General features: G+C 59.7%; 22 protein-coding genes. 6 read left to right on the top strand and 16 right to left on the bottom strand.

Annotated features, from left to right (window positions below):
- Positions 1–119 precede the first annotated feature (119 nt).
- Both E1958_RS18180 and E1958_RS18175 read left to right on the top strand, forming a co-directional pair.
- Positions 120–1415 carry a hypothetical protein gene (locus E1958_RS18180; RefSeq protein ID WP_133513128.1) on the top strand — a complete coding sequence of 432 codons (1296 nt, stop codon included), beginning with the start codon at positions 120–122 and terminating at the stop codon, positions 1413–1415.
- 482 nt (positions 1416–1897) lie between these two features.
- The gene (locus tag E1958_RS18175) at positions 1898–2341 is read left to right on the top strand and encodes a chymotrypsin family serine protease (protein WP_133513127.1); all 444 of its coding nucleotides are present in this window, start codon (positions 1898–1900) and stop codon (positions 2339–2341) included.
- A gap of 546 nt (positions 2342–2887) precedes the next feature.
- Here the strand turns inward: E1958_RS18175 and E1958_RS18170 are convergent.
- Positions 2888–3268, bottom strand: coding sequence for a transposase (locus tag E1958_RS18170; RefSeq protein WP_133513126.1), 381 nt, complete (start codon positions 3266–3268; stop codon positions 2888–2890).
- Between the two features lie 664 nt (positions 3269–3932).
- Between E1958_RS18170 and E1958_RS18165 the strand changes: the two genes are divergently transcribed.
- On the top strand, positions 3933–5513 hold the full coding sequence (locus E1958_RS18165; RefSeq protein ID WP_133513125.1) for a peptide chain release factor 3: 1581 nt from the start codon (positions 3933–3935) through the stop codon (positions 5511–5513).
- A gap of 48 nt (positions 5514–5561) precedes the next feature.
- Positions 5562–5807 (top strand): BolA family protein, encoded by a 246-nt coding sequence (locus E1958_RS18160; protein WP_133513124.1) that lies wholly within the window; start codon positions 5562–5564, stop codon positions 5805–5807.
- Between the two features lie 121 nt (positions 5808–5928).
- On the opposite strand, the gene E1958_RS18155 is transcribed toward E1958_RS18160, so the two are convergent.
- The 15 genes from E1958_RS18155 to cutA form a co-directional block, all read right to left on the bottom strand.
- Entirely contained in the window at positions 5929–6783 is an 855-nt protein-coding gene (locus E1958_RS18155) for a glycosyltransferase family 2 protein (RefSeq protein ID WP_133513123.1), read from the bottom strand.
- 35 nt (positions 6784–6818) lie between these two features.
- On the bottom strand, positions 6819–7514 hold the full coding sequence (gene trmB, locus E1958_RS18150) for a tRNA (guanosine(46)-N7)-methyltransferase TrmB (RefSeq protein WP_133513122.1): 696 nt from the start codon (positions 7512–7514) through the stop codon (positions 6819–6821).
- A 129-nt stretch (positions 7515–7643) separates the two neighbouring features.
- Complete coding sequence (locus tag E1958_RS18145; protein ID WP_133513121.1) at positions 7644–8441, bottom strand: thiazole synthase; 798 nt, start codon at positions 8439–8441, stop codon at positions 7644–7646.
- Positions 8442–8483: 42 nt separating this feature from the next.
- Positions 8484–9260: an acyl-ACP--UDP-N-acetylglucosamine O-acyltransferase gene (gene lpxA, locus E1958_RS18140; RefSeq protein ID WP_133513120.1), complete on the bottom strand. Its 777-nt coding sequence runs from the start codon at positions 9258–9260 to the stop codon at positions 8484–8486.
- Between the two features lie 184 nt (positions 9261–9444).
- Positions 9445–11007, bottom strand: a complete 1563-nt coding sequence (purH, locus tag E1958_RS18135; protein WP_133513119.1) for a bifunctional phosphoribosylaminoimidazolecarboxamide formyltransferase/IMP cyclohydrolase — start codon at positions 11005–11007, stop codon at positions 9445–9447.
- Positions 11008–11509: 502 nt separating this feature from the next.
- Entirely contained in the window at positions 11510–11833 is a 324-nt protein-coding gene (locus E1958_RS18130; RefSeq protein ID WP_133513118.1) for a helix-turn-helix domain-containing protein, read from the bottom strand.
- Positions 11834–12448: 615 nt separating this feature from the next.
- Complete coding sequence (prmA, locus tag E1958_RS18125; RefSeq protein WP_133513117.1) at positions 12449–13333, bottom strand: 50S ribosomal protein L11 methyltransferase; 885 nt, start codon at positions 13331–13333, stop codon at positions 12449–12451.
- Between the two features lie 169 nt (positions 13334–13502).
- Positions 13503–13919 carry a toll/interleukin-1 receptor domain-containing protein gene (locus E1958_RS18120; protein WP_133513116.1) on the bottom strand — a complete coding sequence of 139 codons (417 nt, stop codon included), beginning with the start codon at positions 13917–13919 and terminating at the stop codon, positions 13503–13505.
- A gap of 115 nt (positions 13920–14034) precedes the next feature.
- Positions 14035–14424: a toll/interleukin-1 receptor domain-containing protein gene (locus tag E1958_RS18115; protein WP_133513115.1), complete on the bottom strand. Its 390-nt coding sequence runs from the start codon at positions 14422–14424 to the stop codon at positions 14035–14037.
- Positions 14421–15761: an acetyl-CoA carboxylase biotin carboxylase subunit gene (gene accC, locus E1958_RS18110; protein ID WP_133513114.1), complete on the bottom strand. Its 1341-nt coding sequence runs from the start codon at positions 15759–15761 to the stop codon at positions 14421–14423. Before accC ends, E1958_RS18115 begins: the two co-directional genes overlap by 4 nt.
- 9 nt (positions 15762–15770) lie before the next feature.
- Positions 15771–16235, bottom strand: a complete 465-nt coding sequence (gene accB / locus E1958_RS18105; RefSeq protein ID WP_133513130.1) for an acetyl-CoA carboxylase biotin carboxyl carrier protein — start codon at positions 16233–16235, stop codon at positions 15771–15773.
- 16 nt (positions 16236–16251) lie between these two features.
- Entirely contained in the window at positions 16252–16701 is a 450-nt protein-coding gene (aroQ, locus tag E1958_RS18100) for a type II 3-dehydroquinate dehydratase (RefSeq protein WP_133513113.1), read from the bottom strand.
- Between the two features lie 127 nt (positions 16702–16828).
- A complete protein-coding gene (locus E1958_RS18095) occupies positions 16829–17413 on the bottom strand; it encodes a TlpA family protein disulfide reductase (protein WP_243448443.1) in 585 nt (194 codons plus the stop codon).
- Positions 17414–17651: 238 nt separating this feature from the next.
- Entirely contained in the window at positions 17652–19655 is a 2004-nt protein-coding gene (locus E1958_RS18090; RefSeq protein WP_133513112.1) for a protein-disulfide reductase DsbD, read from the bottom strand.
- Positions 19634–19984: a divalent-cation tolerance protein CutA gene (gene cutA, locus E1958_RS18085; RefSeq protein ID WP_133513111.1), complete on the bottom strand. Its 351-nt coding sequence runs from the start codon at positions 19982–19984 to the stop codon at positions 19634–19636. The genes E1958_RS18090 and cutA overlap by 22 nt, the downstream gene beginning before the upstream one ends.
- Before the next feature lie 257 nt (positions 19985–20241).
- Between cutA and E1958_RS18080 the strand changes: the two genes are divergently transcribed.
- Both E1958_RS18080 and E1958_RS18075 read left to right on the top strand, forming a co-directional pair.
- Complete coding sequence (locus tag E1958_RS18080; protein WP_133513110.1) at positions 20242–20670, top strand: FxsA family protein; 429 nt, start codon at positions 20242–20244, stop codon at positions 20668–20670.
- Positions 20671–20710: 40 nt separating this feature from the next.
- Complete coding sequence (locus E1958_RS18075; RefSeq protein WP_133513109.1) at positions 20711–22483, top strand: AAA family ATPase; 1773 nt, start codon at positions 20711–20713, stop codon at positions 22481–22483.
- Positions 22484–22536 lie beyond the last annotated feature (53 nt).

Here is a 22536-nt window from a genome sequence, read left to right as displayed (position 1 = left end):
ACGTACCGGTGTTTGAGTGCAGTCTGAGAAACTGTTAGCGACCCGACTAACCGCTCTCAGTGGCTCATATAACTAATGCGGCGCTGCCGCGGAATACTTAACCGATGAGGAGGGGTAAGATGTCCTTGATTACCAAAGCGGTATGTTCCTGCGTTTTTGTTGCCATGTCACATATGGCGTTTGCCCAAAACTCGCCCTACACCGACATTCCATCGTCATTTGATTTTCCAGCGTCCCAGGAAATGCTCAACCACTTTATCAAGACGCGCAATGTTAGTGAACTGCGCCGACATGCGTGGTACTTATGGGCCGGGATCAATCAGCCAACGCCGGAGGGAGAGCCAATTTGGGAAACATGGTATCAACCCCATGAAGTCTTTCGGGCACCGGGGGCCACACCACAAGGGCCGCGCATTCGGCGGTTCGAGGCACCTCGGCAACACGATGTAGCTCACACGGGACCCGTGCCCCATGCGCCGGGTGCATCACTGTTCTCCTTCGTCATGTTTAACCAAGCCGCGCGCGATCACATCCAGCAGGAACAGCTATATCTTTCAAGTAAGCTCGACCAAATCAATGACGAATTCGACGATCAGTCCTGGGAGGAACGGAATATTCCTGATTTTCCACCTGATGCCGTGGTTTTAAAAGTCGTATGGTGGCCGGTTCAAGCGACGGGGCTTACCGCGTTGCCAGTATGGGATAATGACCCCGCCAATCGTGTTTCCCCCACCACCCCTCGGCCGAGTAATCCCCGAACCGAGTGGAAACGAGTAGTGGCAATTGATCCATCTGAAGAGTTGTTTTTGCCCGGTCGTACTACTGAATCCATTAAATACGAGGGAAAAGACTTTCGAGACGCCAAAATAGTCTCCTTAGATGATTTCTATCATGTGAAATTGGACGACAGCATGGTGGAAGCTGCGCGAAAAGTGCCGGGGGTAGGAAACGTGCAGGTTGGCGATTACCTTGCTCTCATCGCAATGCATGTCACCACCAAGGAAATTCCTGATTGGGTGTGGGCTACTTATTGGTGGCATGACGATCCGACGATGGATGTTTACGCCGCAGATCGAATCAACGAGGTAACCGGCGTGTGGCGAAACTATCTCATGGACGCTTCCTATGACTTCGATTTGCCAAAAGAATACGATGGGGCACCCAACGCGGTCATAAATCCTTACCTTGAGGCCCGCTTTGCTAATGGCATCTCCTCCAACTGTATGACCTGCCATGGACGAGCTATGTGGCCGCTTCCTGCGTTCCTGCCCATTACCCGTGGCGAAAATGACGATTTCCACAATGACCAAGTCGAAGAATTCGAGGACGGACAAGATCCGGCCTATGACGGAACTCGGACGCGGCTCGATTTCTTGTGGTCTCTAGGCTTCCGCGTTCAACAGTCAATACAATGAGCCTTTCAGCGAAAGCGCGGTCGGCGCTATCCGCAGCAAAGCGGTACGCGCTTTCGCTGGACAACATATTTGGAGTTGACTATGGCTATATTTACAAGGAGGGTAGGAAGACACGTGCGCACGGGGTGCGTTTCCACGTGGGCTCAAAAAGACACCCGACCGAATTACCGCCAGGTCAATTCATTGACCGTGCAATCCTCGACATGCCAACAGATGTACAGGTGGCGGCGTATTCCCCGCACGGCAGTCCATTGGATGAATGCGATCCGCTGGTCGCAGGCATCAGTGTGGGAAACCAACCTCGTAGCAGCCAAGGCACAGTAGGAGCAATAGTACGAGATACCGGCAACGGTAAGCTTTGCATCTTAAGCAACCGGCATGTTTTGTGCGGATTTGGCGTTTGGGAGATAGGTGACAACATTATCCAACCGGGTGGGCGTAATTCTGCGCGAGTAATCGGAAAGCTATCCCGGACCACGGATTTGGCAGACGGCTACGACGCCGCATTGGCGATACTGTCTCAAGACGTGCAGTCGTCCCCTGCGGTCTTCGAACAGCCAAACACCAAACTCGGGAACTTCACTGAACCCAGCCTCGGAATGAAAGTAGCGAAATACGGTGTCCGTACTAGATTCACCCGAGGAATTGTGGATGGCATTGAAGGCAGCTTTGCGGTTCCATACGGTGAGAGACCTGAGGATCGGTTCTGGATGAGTGGCATACGCATTACTGTAGATCCTAAACACCCGCCGGACGGCAACGAGATTAGTCTTCGGGGTGACTCTGGGTCAGTTTGGTATAACATCGAAACGAGCGAAATTGTCGCGCTTCACTTCGCTGGCGAAGATAACATCACCCTGCAATACGAGTACTCGCTAGCGCATCCCATAACACGAATTGCTAGCCTACTGGAATTTGAGCCCTAGCCTTATCCGATCAAAGGACGACGGACAAAAGGACACCCACTTTCCCAGCCAACGCTCGAGTCCGCAGCATTCTGCATCGGTTTCGAGCAACCAGGATAATCAATGGCAACAAAAGGATAAAAACCGTTGTCTAAAACAGATAAATTGAAAGAAGAAATCGGATGGCTCAAAGTAATTTTTGGGATCCTTGTGGCTACTGACATTTCTCTTATAGCCTGGTTAGCACAAAACTATGCTAAATCAAGCGTACTGCTTTTAATCTCATGCAGTTTTGCGGTCGTAATAATCACTGTACTGGAGGACTTGTGATGGAATGGCTCGTAGTTATTGTATTTTCCATATTTATCGGCGGGCTTATTTGGGTCTCAGTTGAAGCTATAAGGCATGCGGATAAACGCCAACCGCCTGACAAGGCAAGTTCATCCGACGCTCATACCTCGCACAGCTGATTTGCAACGTCAGGCCGTGTAGATACTCTGTTCCAATGCAAGTCCAATCTGCCTCCTGATCCCCAACAAGTGAGCTCTGGTTCATCAATTGGGTTAATCAAGCAGTCGCTTCATTTGGTGTGTAGAAGCGGCTGCTCTGGAAGGGCTGACGGTTCTTGAGCATGGCCTGGATGGCATGGAGTAGCTTGCGCATGACGGCACAGATGGCTTGGAGCTTCTTAAGGCCGCGTGTTTGGATGAGGTGGTGGTAGTAAGCCCTGACATTGGGGTCATGGCGTGCGGCGCTGAGGGTGGGCATGTAAAGGGCGATGCGCAGGTAGCGGTTGCCGGCCTTGGACAGGCGTGGCTTTTTGTTGACGCTGGAGCCGGACTGGTGTTGACGGGGATCGAGTCCGGCTATGGCGACCCACTGTTTGGCACGCATGTCGTCGGATAGCACCAGCAGCCCGCGTAGGTTGGGGTGAGGAACGAACCCCAACCGACCTTTCCGGTTTGGCCGACGTTATGCTTATGTTGTTGCAAAACGCTTGCCGACACCTCTACCAGAAAGCCCGCGTAGGTCGGGTAAGGCGCGCCTGTGGTGGCCGCGTTGGCCGCGGTGATTGGCGCGCCGTCACCCGACGCAAGATGGCGGACTACGCCGTGTCAGGTTCATAACCTCCTACACCCGAATCCACCCGCTGGAAGACAGACCCACGGACGCCCGCGACACCGAGCTGCCGGGCCTGGCAGCCCGCATAGGTTGGGGTGAGGAACGAACCGCATCTTGGTCTGGAAAAGGGGCAAGGTTCGCCTTGTATACGATAAGGAAAAGCAAAACCATATCAAATCAAGCAACTGTTGCAATTGATAGAAATCCACAACCTCCATATCGAGGAAGAATGATGAAAGATTACCACATCAATATATCATATATAACCGTTCAGGGTAGTGCTTAATGTGTAGTGACGAATTTCCTGCCGAACCCTTCTCTTTTCCGAATAGGAGAATTACACGACCACTACATATTGAGCATACCCCGTTCAGCCTCTCCTCCAGATCCTGATCCCGGGCACGAGACAGACGCCCCTTGCTTTCCGCAAAATCCATGGGCGACGGGATAGGGTACAATCCGCATCCTTTCCCGGAGGTTCAGCTGTCCTATGACCCGTCTCGAAGCGCAACTGTCCAAGCGGCGTACCTTTGCCATCATTTCCCACCCGGACGCGGGTAAGACGACCCTGACGGAGAAGCTACTGCTCTTCGGCGGTGCCATCCAGCTGGCGGGTACCGTCAAGGGCCGCAAGGCCGCGCGCCATGCGACTTCCGACTGGATGGCGTTGGAGAAGCAACGCGGCATCTCGGTGACCTCTTCGGTGATGCAATTCCCCTACGGTGAGGCCACCGTCAACCTGCTGGATACGCCGGGCCACGAGGATTTCTCCGAAGATACCTACCGCACCCTCACGGCCGTGGACTCCGCCCTGATGGTGATCGATGTGGCCAAGGGCGTGGAGGAACGCACCATCAAGCTCATGGAGGTGTGCCGGCTGCGGGATACCCCCATCCTCACCTTTGTCAACAAGCTCGACCGGGAGGGCCGGGACGCCCTTGAGATCCTGGACGAGATCGAGCAGGTGCTGAAGATCCAGTGTGCTCCCGTGACCTGGCCCATCGGCATCGGCAAGCGGTTCCTGGGCGTCTATGATCTGCGAACGGATCGGACCCACCTGTTCAGCGCCCGTCACGGCGGCAAGATCACCGCTGGCGAGGTCATCGCGGGGATCGACAATCCACGCATGGACGAGTGGTTGGGAGATCAGGCCGCGGAGTTGCGCGAGGAGCTGGCGCTGATTCAGGGGGCGAGCCACCCGCTGGAGCCGGAGGCCTATCGGGCGGGGAACCAGACCCCCGTCTTTTTCGGCTCGGCCATCAACAACTTCGGGGTCAAGGAGCTGCTCGACGCCTGCGTCGGGTACGCACCGCCGCCCCGGCCCAGAGCCGCCCTGCAGCGGGAGGTCGCGCCCTCCGAGGAGAAGTTCACCGGCTTTGTTTTCAAGATCCAGGCCAACATGGACCCGGCCCATCGCGATCGCATTGCCTTCCTGCGGGTCTGCTCCGGTAGTTACAGGAAGGGGATGAAGCTGCGCCACGTGCGTACCGGCAGGTGGGTCCAGGTAGCCGATGCCATCACCTTTCAGGCGGACGAGCGCCGCCATGTCGAGGAGGCCTGGCCCGGCGACATCATCGGTCTGCACAACCACGGGACCATCCAGGTCGGGGATACCTTTACCGAAGGGGAGGATTTGAAGTACGGGGGTATCCCCTTCTTTGCCCCGGAGTTGTTCCGCCGCCTGGTGCTCAAGGACCCCCTGCGTATGAAGGCCCTGCACAAGGGTGTGCTCCAGCTCAGCGAGGAAGGTGCCACCCAGGTGTTTCGACCGCTCAAGAACAACGACATGATCCTGGGGGCCGTGGGGGTGCTCCAGTTCGACGTGGCTGCCTATCGACTCAAGGACGAGTATGGCGTGGAGGCAATTGTGGAGCCGGTAAGGGTCCGGACCGCCAGGTGGGTCGATTGCGGGGATGAAGACCTGCTCGCGCGGTTTCGGGACAAGACCTACGAGAACCTGGCGGAGGACGGGACCGGGCAGCTCGTCTATCTGGCTCCGACCCGGGTCAACCTGAATCTCACCCAGGAGCGGTGGCCGGAGATTCGGTTTCTGGCGACCCGGGAGATTTGATGCGTATCACCGCAGCGTCGGGCAAAATCGTTGAGAAAGGGGGAGATAATGGAAACAGAGGCAGTTGCGACACTGATACGAAACGGCATGCCCGGCGCGCGGGTCGAGGTGACCGGCGACGGCAGCCATTTCGAGGCGGTGGTGGTCAGCGACCGCTTCGTGGGCAAGCCCCCTATCCAAAGGCAACGCCTGGTCATGACCACCGTTCGGCCCCAGATCGAGAGCGGCGAGCTCCATGCCTTGTCCATCAAAACTTTTACCCCGGAGCAGTGGGCGGAGGAGCGCCAGGGGTAGGAGCGAAAAAATTTTTGCCCTTTTCGCCCGGGACGCCGGCGCTCCCAGCTAGCTCATTGATGCGGTTCGCTGCGCTCATCATTATTGATGCGGTTCGCCGCGGGCGTCCTTGCCCGTCGGCTCACCGCATCCTGCGTTCGGCACCGGGTTCTGAGAGGTCTGCGTATTCCGCCTGCTTGGATTCGTAGTACACCGCCCGTTCCACATGCCCGCGTTTGCGGGCCCCGGCGGCGAGGATCCCCGCCTTCCGAACGAGCATGGCACAGGCGGCGGCCCGATCCCCCGCATCCAGCCGACCCAAGCCGATGATCTTCTCCAGTGCCCGGATGCGAAAGCGGTCCATCCCCCAGTGTTTGCGCGACAGTTGATCCACGTGACCGCCGTACTTGCGGATCTGGGGCACCGGGACGAAGGCGACCGGCTCCGTGGCACAGATGCGTAGCCAGAGGTCATAGTCCTCGCAAGCGGGCAGGTCCTCATCGAAGATGCCCAGTTCGTCGAAGAGTGAGCGATGCAGGAGGGTGGCGGAGGGGGAGATAACGCATCGGGGCAGACAGGCCCGGAAGATGTAGCCGCCGGATTTGGCGTGCTTGTCCATCTGGTTCACCTGGCATCCGTGGCGGATCCAGATCTCCTGGGTATGGCAGAGCCGGATGTCCGGGTGTTCGCCAAGGGCTGCACGTTGCGCCGCCAGCTTGTCGGGCAACCAGGCATCGTCGGAGTCGAGAAGGGCGATCCAGTCCCCGTTCGCTGCGCTGATACCTCGGTTGCGGGCGCTGCTCACGCCGCCGTTCGGCTGCCGCAGGTAGCGAACCTGCGGGTAGCGCCGCCGGATCAGATCGCCGGTACCGTCTTGGGAGCCGTCGTCCACGACGATGATTTCAGTCGCCGGCAGGCTCTGGCAGAGGATCGAATCCAGCGCCCGAGGGAGGGTGTGGGCGCGGTTAAAGGTAGGTACGACGACGGAGATATGCATCAGGCCGGTCCGAGCAATCCTGAAGGATATGCGGGTCAGCGGCGGCGGAAGATCAGATCCCGCACTTGATGCCCAAGACGCGCCCCGCGTTGTTCGAACCTGGTCAAGGGCCGCGTTTGCGGGCGCGGATAGAAGGCCCCGGGACCGGCAAGGTTCACGAACAAATCATCCGCGTTGGTGAGCAGCGCCAGCATCTGCCGCGCGTAGGGCTCCCAATCGGTGGCGGCGTGAAATATGCCATCGGGCCGGATGACCCGGGCCAGGGAGGCCAGGAGCCGGGACTGAAGGATACGCCGTTTGTGGTGCCGCTGTTTGGGCCAGGGGTCCGGGAAAAAGAGATAGACGCCGGCCAGACTGGCCCGTGCGAGGCCCTGCTCCAGGACCTCGACGGCGTCGTGATGGCAGACGCGCAGGTTGGTAAGTCCGCGCCTTTCGATTTCAAGCAGCAGGTGCCCCACGCCCGGACGGTGGACCTCGATGCCGAGGTAGTTGCGTTGCGGGTGACGCGACGCCAGCTCGGCGAGCGACTCGCCGTTGCCGAAGCCGATCTCCAGATAGACCGGGTTCGAGTTGCCAAACAGCGCCGAGAGGTCGAGGGGCTCGCCCGGCTTCCAGGCGATCCCGAAGCGGGGCCAGAGTGCGTCGTAAGCACGCGCCTGGGCCAGCGTGAGGCGACCCCTACGCAGCACAAAACTGCGGATAGGGCGATGCTGGGGCAGAGGCTCGTTCATGCCGCTCGGGGCGTCGGGCGCCGCCTTCCCTGTCCACCACCGGCATTCGTAGCAAGCAGGACCCTAATCTATGCATGGAACGACGCAATGCGCAACCAGCCCCTTGCGTCGCTCCTGCAGTCCGTCGCGTCAGAAAAACAGTCCTTCCAGCGGCGACGAGGCGGAGGCGAAGCGTTTCGGCGCCATGCGCCCGGCCAGGAAGGCCTCGTGCCCGGCCTCGATGGCCTTGCGCATAGCACTGGCCATCAGCACCGGGTCCTTGGCGGCGGCGATGGCCGTGTTCATGAGTACACCGTCGCAGCCCAGCTCCATGGCCACCGCGGCGTCCGAGGCCGTTCCCACGCCCGCATCCACCAGGATAGGTACCTGGGCGTTCTCTACAATGGTCAGGATATTGAGCCGATTGCGGATTCCAAGCCCGGAACCGATGGGGGCGGCGAGCGGCATCACGGCCACGCAGCCCAGCTCTTCCAGGCGTTTGGCCATAATGGGATCGTCGTTGGTGTAGACCATGACGTCGAAGCCGTCCTTGACCAGCACCTCCGTGGCCTGGAGGGTGGCGACCATGTCCGGGAACAGGGTCTTCTCGTCCCCCAGCACCTCCAGCTTGCACAGGTTGTGGCCATCCAGCAACTCTCGGGCCAGGCGGCAGGCGCGTATCGCCGTCTCGGCGTCGAAGCAGCCGGCGGTGTTCGGCAGGATGGTATAACGCTCCGGTGGCAGCACCTCCAGGATATTCGGCTCACCGGGGGTTTGGCCGATATTGGTGCGGCGGACGGCGATGGTGACGATCTCGGCACCGCTGGCCTCGACGGCGCGGCGCGTCTCGCCCATGTCTCGATATTTGCCGGTTCCGACCAACAGGCGCGAGCTGTAGGTCTCACCGGCTACGGTGAAGCTGTCGGTTGCAGCGGTCTGAATAGGCATAGTGCGGAAAAATCGATTTTGGAAAAGGGAAGCATAAAGGATTTAGGCAAACGAGATCACCCCTCTGCGACTGGATTCGATGAAGCGCACGATTTGGCGTGTCTGGGGGGAAGGATAGTCCCGCTCGGCCTTCGCAAGGGCCGCGGCTTGACGTAGTCCCGAACGGAAGATGACGCGGTAGACGGCCTTGATGGTACTACGCTGTGCTTGGGTGTAGCCGTTGCGGCGTAGTCCGACCAGGTTCAGGCCGATGATCCTGGCCCGGTGGCCGTCGGCGATCACGAAAGGGGGCACGTCCTGGGGTACGCCGGTTACGCCGGCGATCATAGAAACGGCGCCGATCCGGCAGAACTGGTGGACGGCCGTTTGGCCGGACAGGAACACCTGGTTCTCGACTTCCGCGTGGCCGGCCAGCGTGGCGGTATTGGCGAAGATGTTATAGTCGCCCACGGTGCAGTCGTGCCCGATGTGGGCATAGGCCATCAGGAAATTGTGGTCTCCGATCCGGGTACCTTGATTCGTCTTGATGCCGCGGCTGATGTTTACGCCTTCCTTGAAGTGATTGCAATCCCCGATGGTCAGGGGTTTGCTCAGCTCCGGCCTGTATCCGAGATCCTGAGGCTCCGCGCCGATGGTGGCACCGTGACCGATGCGGTTGTCACGACCCATGCGGGTGGCACCATAGATGCGCACGCAGCTCTCGATGACACAGCCCGGCCCGATGACGGCCCCGCGCTCGATGATGGAATAGGCCCCTACCTGGACGGACGGGTGGAGTTGGGCGCCGCTCTCGATGATGGCGGTGGGATGGATGCCCATGGTCGCTGCGACTGCCGCCTGCCTGCGGGATGCATACTGCCTGTTTGAGAGCCCGTCGAAAAATTCAGCCGCCAATGAACGCAAATAGACGCAAATAAGAAGTAATTTTAATTTGCGTCTATTTGCGTTCATTGGCGGCAAAAAACAGTCGACTCAGGTTAGTCGGGCGTTCCGGCGGCCACCGTCAATGCCGGAAATGGCGCATACCAGTGAAGACCATGGCCATGCCGTGCTCATCCGCGGCGGCGATGACTTCCTCATCGCGCATGGAGCCGCCGGGCTGGATGACGGCGCCGATACCCGCTGCTGCGGCCTGGTCGATACCGTCGCGGAAGGGAAAGAAGGCATCGGAGGCCATTACCGAGTCGGCCACCGCGAGGCCTGCCTGCTCGGCCTTAATCGTAGCGATGCGCGCCGAGTTTACGCGGCTCATCTGCCCCGCCCCGACGCCGACGGTCATGCCCCCGCGCCCGTAGACGATGGCGTTTGACTTGACGTACTTGGCGACGCGCCAAGTAAAGAGTAAGTCTTCCAGCTCCCGGTCCGTGGGTTCGCGCTTGGTAACCACCTCTAGCTTGTGGGTCAAGGCCAGATCCGCTTCCTGGACCAATAGCCCGCCGTTGACGCGCTTAAATTCGGTGCGTTGGTTATCCCCCCTGGTCCAGCTTCCGCACTCGAGCAGACGCACGTTCTGCTTCGCGCCGATGGCCTCAGCGGCGGTGGGCTCGACCTTCGGTGCGATGATGACCTCGACGAACTGGCGCTCCACGATGGCCTGCGCCGTCGCCTCGTCCAGCTCACGGTTGAAGGCGATGATACCCCCGAACGCGGATTCCGGGTCGGTCGTGAAGGCCCGCTCGTAGGCGTCCAATAGGTTGGTCCCCAGGGCGACACCACAGGGGTTGGCGTGCTTGACGATGACGCACGCCGGTGTTTCGTCGAACTGCTTGACGCATTCCAGGGCCGCGTCCGTATCGGCGATGTTGTTATAGGACAGTGCCTTGCCCTGGAGCTGGCGTGCCGTGGCAAGGCTCACCCCGCTCAAATTCCGCTCGACGAAGAAGGCCGCCTTCTGGTGTGGATTCTCGCCGTAGCGCAGGGCCTGCCGGTGCTGGAACTGCAGGTTCAGGGTACGCGGGAAGTCGCCTCTGTCCGCTGCGCCGACCAACCTTCCTAAGTAGTCGGCGATGGCACCGTCATAGCGGGCCGTGTGCTCGAAGGCCTTGACCGCCAGATCAAATCGGGTGGCATCGCTCACGGCGCCACCGTGTCCCTCCATCTCCGCCAAAACCAGCGAGTAGTCGGCCGCGTCCACCACCACGGTCACTGCCATGTGGTTCTTGGCCGCGGCGCGGAGCAGGGTGGGGCCGCCGATATCGATGTTCTCGATAGCCGTGGACAGGTCGCAGGCCGGGTCGGCCACTGCCTGCTCGAAGGGATAGAGATTGACCACCACCAGATCGATGGGTTTGATCTCGTTCTCCCGCATCACCAGGTCGTCGATACCCCGCCGGCCCAGGATGCCGCCGTGGATCCGTGGGTGCAGGGTCTTGACGCGCCCCCCCATCAGCTCCGGGAATCCCGTGTAGGCCGCTATCTCCAGCACCGGGATTGCGTTGTCGGTCAGGAGGCGGGCGGTCCCGCCGGTCGACAGGAGCTGGATGCCCTGCGCCGCCAGGCCACGGGCGAAGTCCAAGACGCCGGTCTTGTCGGATACACTGATCAGTGCACGTCGTATGGGGTACATCTCGATTGGTCGATATCTGAATGAGGTCTAATCACGGAAGAGAAAACTACGAATCACGCGAATCTGCGCGAATCAATTCACGGGGATTCGCGTGATTCGTAATTTTTTGGCTCTTTATGGATTCCGGACTGCTTTGGAGTGCGCCGGCAAAGCGGCGCGACCGAATCGAACCTCAGCGACGGGGAATAGCAACCGCGTTGGCCGGGAATCCGGGCTCTGAGCGCTACGCGCGCCGCGGCGACGGCGCTTTCCCCTGGCCGCAAAGCCGGTGCTGGAGACGGATGCATCGCCAAATCCAAAGCGGCGGCGGGCCCGTGTTCCAGGCCAACGCTGTGGTGACATCGGGCAGCGCGGATTCCGGTCGGTCCTGAAGTCAGGGTGCCGCCGCACTCCAAAACGTCCGGTAGTACCTTCCATGAGCGTGAACAGTCCAGAATCCATAAAGAGCCAATTTTTTTACCAACGCGCTCAGACAAATGTCAACAGCCTCTCGGGCATAGTCTTATGTGTCCCGACGTATCCTGTGATACACCATTTTCTTGCGCAAGGTGCTGCGACTGATGCCGAGCAACCGCGCGACCCGGGTTTGATTGCCCTGGGTGTAATCGAGCAGGGTTTCGATCAAGGGAAGCTCGACCTCGCCTATGACCATCCGGTGTAAATCCGTGACCTCGTATCCGTCGAGGTTCCTGAGGTAATGTGTCAGCGCATCCTGTACACACTCCCGCAGGGTTTCCGCGCGGTTTGCCTGGAGTGAGGTGAGCCGTCCCGGGTGATCTTCGGTTTGTTGGGAGTCGAGTTTCCGCTCCGCCGGCCCAATAGCCATACTGCTGGCTCCATGAGTCAACAGTCCATTGAAGAAAAAATTTCTCTTTAAGAGCTTGTTATTTTTGCGATATCTTCTTCGGGTATTCGGGCCCGAGATGAACCGCTCCTGTAAGAGACTTACCTACATCGCGCTGGTCCTCGGCGGACGCCGGACCGGCCGTTTGGGGACTCTCCGAATGTCGAGAGTAGCCGCAGAAAGGATGGAACACCTGCAAGCGCATGGTCAGATGCCTTCATCCAGGTACCGGCCCATGATAGCATTCGCGCCCGCCTAGCGACCCTGAATTATTTGGCGTTGTCCGGAAGGAAAAGATCCCTCCTGCGTCGGGACAGGGTTTGACGGGTTGCGTTCCACGCACCAAGGCTCGCTGATCGTCTGCCAGGTCAGTGCCGGCGTCTTGACGCAACCTACACCCACATGACCCCGACGTGGCCTGCTCGCGCGGGCCTCACGTGGGTGTAGGATGCGGTGAGCGCGGTAGATCTTACAGGATAGCACCGCGAGGAGGCGCGAACCGCATCAATGGACGCTCGCAGCAAACCGCAGCGGTGATGCCTCCTCCCCCGGGGAGGGTGTCGTAAAAGTCCGGTCCCCCAAACAGCACCAAATCATTCAGGATTGCTTGCGGCAGCCGCTTACCAGTACCCATTCGTTCGCTGTCCGGGGCTTGTCTAGCCTGAACCAAGGGGCGTAGGCTGCCATGATTTGGGCGCTTTGGTCGTGAAGAATGCCCGACACGGCGAGGCGTCCCTCGGCGCGAACCAGGGCTGCCAGCCGGGCCGCAAGCTCGACCAGCGGACCGGCCAGGATATTCGCCAGCAGTAGGTCGGCCGGCCCCTCCGGCACCTCCTCCGGGGGGCAGGCAAACAGGCGGTCGGCGACCCCATTGTGCTCCGCATTGGCCCGGGTGGCCTCCAGGGCCTGAAGATCATGGTCGACCGCGACCGCGTGGATTGCTCCGAGTCGCAAGGCGGCGATGGCAAGGACCCCTGAACCGCAGCCGTAGTCGATGACGGTCTTTTCTACAAGATCCGCCCCGTCGAGCCAACGCAGACACAGGGCAGTCGTGGGGTGACGACCGGTGCCGAAGGCGAGCCCCGGATCGAGCTCGACCACAACCGCATCCGGATCGTCCGCGGATTGTCCCTGCGGGCAGATCCAAAGCCGTCGGCCAAAGCGCGCGGGTTCAAAATCGTCCCGCCAAGTCTGTTCCCAGATCCGGTCCTCGATCCGCTCGATCTGCGGCTTCACACCGAGATGGGCGGCGAGGGATCGGGATAGCGCCAGTGCGGTCGCCAGGACTTGCGGTTGGTCGGGGTACAGGGCGGTGAGTCGCACCCGACGCCACAGGGGGGTGGTGCCGAGTGGCGGCTCGAGCTGGGGCTCATCCGCCGCGTCCCCCAGGGTCGTTGCCAGGGCACCGGCGTTCTCCAAGGCGGCCTCGAGCAGAGGTACGCAATCCCGCTCGACGACAAAGGAGATTTGGAGCCAGGCCATGGGGGCATACAGTCAGAAGGTAGGACGAGCCCGTATAAACTGCTTTTCGATTAGCAAGTTGTTTCCAGCTACCAGTCGCCAGTCATTGCAGCAGTGGCCCGCCTGCCTGGCGGTAGACAGGCACAAAGGACACAAAGCGGTGCGTAGCGTTATCTGCCGCTGGTTTGCATTACAAATCTTCGCGGTATCCCATACCCCATATCTGGAGCAAATCTCGGCATCCGCTCGCATAATCGCTCGAGAAATCAACGATCTGGAACTGCGGTAGCGTCCATGACAGCTCAGAATAGTTACAGGGTTTGTAGAGCAATGGGACAATGTTGTTTCCGTAGCGGTCTGTCTGAAGTGCAAAAAGTAATTCTCTCTTGACCCATTTGGACTCGACCGATGCAGGCGAGAGTAAAACGACAAAGGCATCACACCGAGACAGTGCGGCGCCGATTTCATCGTGCCACTGGCGCGCCCCGATAATGCTTTTTCTGCTGTACCAAATGGGGATACCATGAGCAATCAGGCAGTCACAGATTCTGGTAGCAAAAGCTCTATCTTTATCCGAATGCGAAAGAAATACCTCTGAGGGGCGCATGAGGGCACCTTGAAAAATACGATTTTCGTCAACGGCACGCTTGAATAATCAATGGGTTAGAATCACCTGATCGGTGAAAACACCTATTTTTCAAGGTGCCCATGATTGGGTATTCCTAGGCGGCTCGCTGTAATGCTTGTACGACGCTGTCTGCTGCAGCGCTTGGTCCCCCTTCGGGTGAAATCGGTTTCAGCTTCCGCAGGATCCAAGGGAATCCTTCTGTCGGACGAACGACAACGGGGATCAGGCGTCCGGAGAATTGCGATGCGCCCAGCGCGAAGTCGATCTCGCGCCGCACCCACTCGGAAGCCATGGCATCGGGTGATACAAGGGCTACCATGGCATCCGCATTCTCAAGGGCTTCGGCTATTTTCAACGCAAAATTATCGCCCGGATACAGCTCTGTTTCAGGGTCCCACACACCAAAACCCGCAGATCGCAACCGTTCTGCAAGGGTGTTGGCCCATTCGCTGTCTTCAGGGCTATAGCTGATAAAGACATTCATATACCGAGTTTTTTCTCCAGGTAGTGGATGTTGGTACCGCCGGCTCGAAAGGCGGCGTCCAGCAGGATGTGCCGTTGTAGGCCGATGTTGGTGTCGATGCCGTCGATGACCAACTCGCGCAAGGCGCTGCACATGCGCGAGATGGCGGAGGAGCGGTCCCCTCCATGGGCAATGAGTTTGCCGATCATGGAATCATAGTGGGGTGGAACCCGGTAACCGCGGTAGATGTGAGTCTCCATCCGAATGCCGGGACCACCCGGGGCGTGGAATTCCCGGATCTGACCTGGGCTCGGGATGAAGGTCTCGGAGTTCTCGGCGTTGATCCGGCATTCGATGGCGTGTCCTTGCATTGCGACATCTTCCTGCCGGTATCGCAGCTTCTCGCTGGCGGCCACCAGGATCTGCTCCTTCACGATGTCGATCCCTGTGACCATCTCGGTGACCGGGTGCTCGACTTGGACCCGGGTGTTCATCTCGATGAAGTAGAAGCCTCCACCCTCGAACAGGAACTCGAAGGTTCCCGCCCCGCGATAGCCGATGTTGCGACAGGCCTCGACACAGCGTGCCCCGATCTCGTTGCGTTGGGCATCGGTGACTCCGGGGGCGGGGGCCTCTTCCACCACCTTCTGGTGTCGCCGCTGCATCGAGCAGTCCCGCTCCCCGAGATGGATCACATTGCCGTGCTGGTCCGCAAGGAGCTGGAACTCGATATGGCGCGGGTTTTCGAGGTATTTCTCCATGTAGACCATAGGGTTGCCGAAGGCCGCGGCGGCCTCCGCCTGGGTCAGCGACATAGCGTTCAGGAGGGTGGCCTCGGAGTGCACGACCCGCATGCCGCGACCACCGCCCCCACCGGCGGCCTTGATGATGACCGGGTAGCCGATCTCCCGTCCCAGCTCCAGGGTCCGTTTCTTATTGTCGTCCAGGGGGCCGTCGGATCCAGGCACACAAGGGACGCCGGACTGGCGCATGGCATTGATGGCGGAGACCTTGTCACCCATGAGGCGGATGGTCTCCGGTTTGGGACCGATGAAGATGAAACCGCTCTGCTCGACCCGCTCGGCGAAGTCTGCGTTCTCCGCCAGGAAACCGTATCCCGGATGGATGGCTACCGTATCCGTGACCTCCGCGGCGCTGATGATGGCGGGGATATGGAGATAGCTGTCCCGGGATGGGGCCGGGCCGATGCATACCGACTCATCGGCGAGTAGTACATGCTTGAGCTCCCGGTCGGCCTCCGAATGCACGGCCACTGTTTTGATCCCGAGCTCCCGGCAGGCACGCAGGATGCGCAGGGCGATCTCTCCCCGATTGGCGATGAGAATCTTCTCGATCATCGATGGCTCTCACTCGATCACGAACAGGGGTTGGTTGTACTCTACCGGTTGTCCATTCTCGACCATGATCCTTTTTACCGTACCCTCCTTCTCAGCTTCAATTTGGTTGAGGATCTTCATCGCCTCGATGATGCAGAGGATATCGCCTGCCTTTACCTGCTCGCCTTCCCGGATAAAGGGCTCGCTGCCGGGAGCAGGGGTGCGATAGAAGGTACCGACCATCGGAGAACATACCAGGTTCTCTTCCAGCTCATCGTCCAGGGTGGAAATCGCAGGCTCGGGGGTCGGTAAGGGCGCGTTCGAGACCGTCGCAGCAAACGCCTGGGGTTGGGGCGGTGCGGACACGATTAGGGGTTGTGGCAGGGTCCCATGACGGCTGATCCGAATCGACTCTTCGCCCTCGTGAATCTCGATTTCGGCGACGTCGGATTGCTGCAGCAGCTCGATGAGCTTCTTGAGTTTGCGGGTGTCCATGTTTTCGTCGTTGGTTCTACTCGGTGTCTCGATCCAGCCGCTCGATAGCTGCATTCAATGCCAACTCGTAGCCGAGGGGACCCAAGCCGGTAATGATACCTTCGGCGATGTCCGAGAAATAGGAGTGGCTCCGGAAGGGTTCTCGGGCATGGATATTGGAAAGGTGCACCTCGATGAAAGGAATCGCCACGGCGAGCAAGGCATCGCGCAGGGCGACGCTGGTGTGGGTGAAGGCCGCCGGGTTGATGATGATAAAAGCGACGCCGTCACGCCCCGCGCCCTGGACCGCCTCCACGAGCTCATGCTCGGCATTGCTTTGCACGAGTTCGAGCCGGTGTCCCGCCGCCGCCGCCCGGTGGTGTAGCCTGGCACCGATGTGCTCCAGGGTGTCCCGTCCGTAATGCGCCGGCTCCCGAGTGCCGAGCAGGTTCAAGTTGGGGCCATTTAAGACGAGAATCGATGCCATAGGCGTAGAGATCAACTTTAATCCGCAGATTACGCAGATTTTCACAGATTGTTTAGTTTTTAATCTGTGAAATCTGCGGATAAACACGAATTTACACAAATTCGTGGTTATTCGTGGTTTTTTCGATCTAGTTCAGTAGAGGACCCAGCTGCTCGGTCAGGGCGGCACGGGTCACCTCACCGGACTGTGCGTAGACCCGCCGTCCATGGGAGTCGAAGATCGCGGTAAAGGGTAAGCCCTGCACGTGGTTACCCAACCGCCGGGACAGCTCGATGGCGTCCGTATCACCGAGTAGGATCGGAAAGCTGGCCGGATGCTCGGCCAGGAAGCGTTCCACATCCTCGTGGTTATCGATGGCGATACCGACCACCTGGAGACCGGCCTCGGCATGGGTGCGCTGCAGCTCATCGAACAGGGGCAGCTCCCGCAGGCAGGGCGGACACCAGGTGGCCCAGAAGTTGAGCACCAGTATCTTGCCGGCCCAGCGGCTGCTGGCAACTTCTTGTCCGTCGAGATCGGGCAGCTGGAACTGGGGTAGTCGATCGAGCTGGCCGGTTTCACTGTCCCCGCTACCGGGAAGCGATAGTCCGAACCCCGGTTTCCCATCCAGCCACCGCGAACCCAAGAGGCCGACCCCGATCCCGAGCAGGCCGACGATCACCATTATGAGCACGAGCCTGCCGCGGGTCATGGTATTGGTATCCCGTTTCATCAAAATTTTCTGTTAAAACCAATCCCTGTCATCTCGACCACAGAGAGGGATCTTCGGCTCGGCAAAGGCTCCCCGACGCACAAGATTTCTCGCTGCGCTCGAAATGACAACCAGCAGAACCAGAAAAAATAATCTACCAGAGCCTATTGACATTTATCCTAATCGATTGTTTTTCATATGTTAAACGGTCGCAACATCCAGCGGTCCGCGCAGCGGACCCTACCGTCGATCAAATGGTTCATGTAGGGTCCGCTGTGCGGACCTTCTGAATGTCAACACGATCGAGCCTACGCAGATGGTCGGCGAACTCCCGCGCCGGTTTGAAGCCGACCACCCGATAGCTGCGCAGCTCTTGGCCCTGGGCGTCGAAGAACAGGACAGCCGGTGGTCCCGGAAGGCCGAAGCGGCCCTGCATCAATTCCCGGTCCTGCGCATCATTGGCGGTGACGTCCGCCCGCAGTAGGACGAAGCGATCCAGCTCGGCGACTACCGTCGGATCGGAAAATGTATAGCGTTCCAGCTCCTTGCAGGATACACACCAGTCCGCATAGAAATCCAACATAACCGGCCTGCCGGCACCACCGGCGGCGGCCAGCTCCCGCTCCAGATTCGCGACCGATTTGATGGGCTTGAAAACGGCCTGTCGCTCGCTGGCCTCGCCGCCTCCCAGGCCGAGTCCGCGCAGGGGTTGCACCGTGTCCTTACCGCCCGCGGCTGTGCCCACCAGCATCAGCACACCGTAGGTGAGCAGGCAGAGGCCGAGGCCCTTCCACAGCTTGCTCCAGCCGTTTGCTGCGGGCGGCAATTGTTGCAGGGCGCCCAGATACACCCCTGAGCAGATCAGCAGCAGCCCCCACAAGGCCATGGTGGCGGCGGGGGGCAGGATACGCTCCAGCAGCAGGACGGCCACCGCCAACAGGGCCACGCCGAACACGGCCTTCACCACATCCATCCAGGCCCCGGCCTTGGGCAGCAACCTGCCCGCCGAGGTGCCGATGGCGATCAGCGGGGCGCCCATGCCCAGACTGAGGGCGAACAGGGAAGCACCACCCAGCAGCCAGTCGCCAGTTTGGCCGATGAAGATCAGGGCACCGGCCAGGGGCGGCGCGACGCAGGGGCCGACGATCAGGGCCGAGAGCAGACCCATGATGGCCACCCCGACCAGGGTCCCGCCCTCCTGACGGTTGCTGATGGCGGCGAGCTTAGATTGCAGCCTAGAGGGCAGCTGCAGCTCATAGAAGCCGAACATGGACAGGGCCAGGGCCACGAAGACCAGGGCGAACAGGCCAAGGCTCCAAGGGTTCTGGAAAGCTGCCTGCAGATTGGCGCCGAACAGACCCGCGAGCACCCCGGCGACGGCGTAGGTCAAGGCCATGGCGAGCACATAGACCAGGGACAGTACAAAGGCCTTGCGGGTGGTGATGGCCGCCCCTTGACCGGCGATAATGCCCGACAGGATGGGGATCATGGGAAAGACGCAGGGCGTGAAGGCCAACAGCAGGCCGAAGCCGAAGAATAGGACCACGGTCGCCCACGGATTGCCGCCGGCCAGCACGGCCGCGATCCGATCCGATTCGGAAAGGGGTTCACTGTCCTCCGTGGTTTCCGGAGGTGCCGTATCGGCAGTCGGCGCTCGGGCTCGGGATGTGGCGATGTCGGCGATCTCGGTGGCGGCGGGCAGGTCCAGGCCGATCCGCCGGGTGACCGGGGGATAACAGATCCCGCGCTCGGCACAGCCCTGGTACTTCACCACCAGCGTCAGGCTGGTCGGTTCCGTCGCTCCCCGCACCAGCGGCAACGGCAGGTCGATGCGGTGATGGTAGACGGCCACGTCGCCGATGCTGCCGTCCGGGCGTACCGTGTCGGGCTTGATCTCCGGCTCCGGCAGCTCATAGGGGCCGAGGGCGACGTTCGGGGCGTTTTCCAAGGCGATTCGAATCTGCTCCTGGTAGAGAAAGGTCCCGTCCGCGATGTCCCAGGTGAGCCAAAGACGGTCCGGGGCCGCGACCTCGGCGGTAAAGCGGAAGGCCTGTTCCGCCGTCGGGATGGCGTCTTCCGTTCCGAAGCCCAACGCCTGGCCGAGGTTCCAGGATACGCGGCGGGTTTCGGGGTCGAGCGCCTTGCCCGAGACACGAGATGCCTGGTCGGGCGGGAGCAACGCCGCTTCGCCCACGCCTACCGCCGGGGCAGCGAGCAGCGGGAGAAGCAGTAGCAGGAGGGTCAGACGTCCACCGAGGTACATGCAGTCACCCACCGCAGGTACGCGGGCAGACCCTTGGTCACGGGGATTGCGATGACCTCGGGCAGTTCGTAAGGGTGCAGCGCACAAAGACGCATGCGCAACGCCTCGAAGCGGGCGTTCGTCGTCTTGATCAGCAACAGCGTCTCGGTATCGCGTTCCACCTTACCCTGCCAGAGATAGGCGGATGTCAATCCGGGCAGCCGATTGACGCAGGCGGCAAGCCGCTCCACCACCAGCGCCTCGGCGATCTTGGCCGCGGTCTTCTCGTCCGGACAAGTGCAGAAGACCAACAGGACCTCTGAGTGGCCCTCTATCGAGTCTGGATGCATGTTGTCAAGTGTCCTTAAAGATTGGGTTCGAGTCTTCGGTCTCAAACTGCATGGCACATTAACGCGAACCGACGCAAAGGGGAACGCTTTGTTATCGAGCTGTGAAAATCCGTGTAATCTGCGGATCAAACGCCCTGTTCAAAAGCTTCCTGAAGGTGAAAAGACAGCTCGAACCGGGCATGGGGTTCCCGCTTTCCATCCTCATGTTAAGGTAGGTAACCGATATCCGAATTGCCCGAGAACCCGAGACCCGTCCCGTGTTTCTTTTTCTGCTGTTGTTCGTCGGAATCCCCCTGATCGAGCTCTACTTCCTGATCCAGGTAGGCTCGCAGATCGGCGCCTTATCGACCATCGGCCTCTCTATCTTCACGGCGCTGCTCGGGGGCGCGCTGGTCCGGATCCAGGGCTTTTCGGTGCTCATGCGGGTCCGCGATGCCATGGGGCGGAACCAGGTGCCGGCCCTGGAGCTGCTCGATGGGGCATTGCTGCTGGTGGCGGGCCTGGTCCTGCTGCTGCCGGGTTTCTTTACCGATACCCTGGGTTTCTTGCTGCTCGTGCCGAAACTGCGCCGGTTCTTGATCTTGCGCTTCTTCCGCATCCTTCCCGATGAGCCGTCGCCCGACCAGGGTCCGGACCGACCTGGTCCGCGAGTGATCGAGGGCGAATTTCGTCGCGAGCGGGATTGAAGAGATACAGGAAAAGCCAAAGATCGATTGGAGCTTCTCCATGAAATTTCCCTACGGTATTGCTGATTTTTATGCTTTGATCACGGAAGATTATTTTTACGCCGATCGTACGGATCGTATCACTTCCCTCGAAGCAGCGGGCAAACACCTCCTGTTCCTGCGTCCGCGCCGGTTTGGAAAAAGTCTGGTGCTGTCGATGCTGGAAAACTACTACGACCTAGCCAAGTCGGACGAGTTCGAGCGACTGTTCGAGCGCCTCAAGATCGGCGAAAATCCCACCCCCCTCCACAATCGCTATTTCGTGATGCGCTGGGATTTTTCCATGGTGGCCTCCCATGGCGACACCCAAGCCATCGAGCAGGCGTTGCACGACCATATCAACGTCTGTGTACAGGGTTTCATCGACCGCTACCGGGAACATCTGCCCCCGGTATCCTCCCTCAATCCCGGTAATGCCCTGGCCTCTTTTCACACCCTTGTCAATGCGGTGAACCGGACACCGTACAAACTCTATCTCTTCATCGACGAATACGACAACTTCGCTAACGAGGTCATGGCCGCACAGCTGGGTGGGGAAGACCGCTATGCCACCCTGGTGCATGGCGAAGGCATCCTGAAAACCCTGTTCAAGGCGATTAAAGCACTGAGCAGCGGGCAGGGTCTCGACAAGGTATTCATTACCGGGGTATCACCGGTGGTCATGAGCGACATCAGCAGTGGATATAACGTGGCCAGGGACATCTCTTTTCGTCCGGAGTATCACGACCTGTGCGGTTTCCAGGAAAGCGAAGTGGCCGGGGTGCTGGAGAGCATCGGCGAGGAATGCGAACTGACGGATACCCAGGTGGAAGAGGCCCTTGCCGTGATGCGCACCTTCTACAATGGCTACCGTTTCGGCTACGCAGCAGGCCCTCTCCTCTACAACCCCACCCTGGCGCTGTATTTCCTCGATGAGTACCGGCGTGATTGTGCTTATCCCCGGAAGATCCTGGACGACAACCTGGCTATGGATCGCAACCGCATCGAATACATCGCCTGCCTGCCCCATGGCGATGAACTGATCACAAAGGCCCTCGATCCCACCGACTCAATCCTGATCGACGAGTTGGCCAATCGCTTCGGCGTCGAGGACATGTTGACTGCCACCCGTGACCAACCCTTTCTGGCCTCCCTCATGTATTACCTGGGGATCTTGACCCTCACCGAGGGCGATGTCATGGGGGATTTGGAACTGCGTATCCCCAATCTGGTCATTCGACGCCTGTATGTGGAGCGGATTCTGGATGCGACATTACCGGAATACGAGGATCGGGAAACCGCCCGCCGTGCGGCGAAGACTTTCTATGGCAGCGGTGATCTCGAACCCCTGTGCGAGTTTATCGAAACCCGTTATTTTCAGGTATTCGACAATCGGGATTATCGCTGGACCAATGAGCTGGTGGTCAAGACCGCATTCCTGGTGGTGCTCTTTTCCGACACCTTTTACATCATGGATTCGGAAACGGCCATCGACAAAGGCTATGCTGATCTCAGCATGATAGTCCGTCCCGACATGCGCAAGTACCAGCTACTGGATCACCTGTTGGAATTCAAATACATCCCGCTGCAGGAACTGGGTCTGAGCAACCAGGAAGTCAGGTTGAAAAGCCGAGAGGAATTACGGGCTCTGCCCCGGGTCAAGGCCAAACTCGCACAAGCCGCGGAACAACTGACCCGCTATCGCGCCATACTGGAACAGGTCTATGGTGAAAGGCTACGCCTTTCCACCCATGCGGTGGTGGCCCTGGGGCTTACGCGGTTGGTTTGGGGGTAGTGGTTAAGGTTTAAATGGAAACATCGCCAATAGCAGTGTGCTGGGCACGCCAC

Source organism: Candidatus Thiosymbion oneisti, assembly GCF_004359955.1.
Classification (GTDB): Bacteria; Pseudomonadota; Gammaproteobacteria; order Chromatiales; family Chromatiaceae; genus Thiosymbion; species Thiosymbion oneisti.
This window is presented reverse-complemented; position numbering and strand designations above follow the sequence as displayed.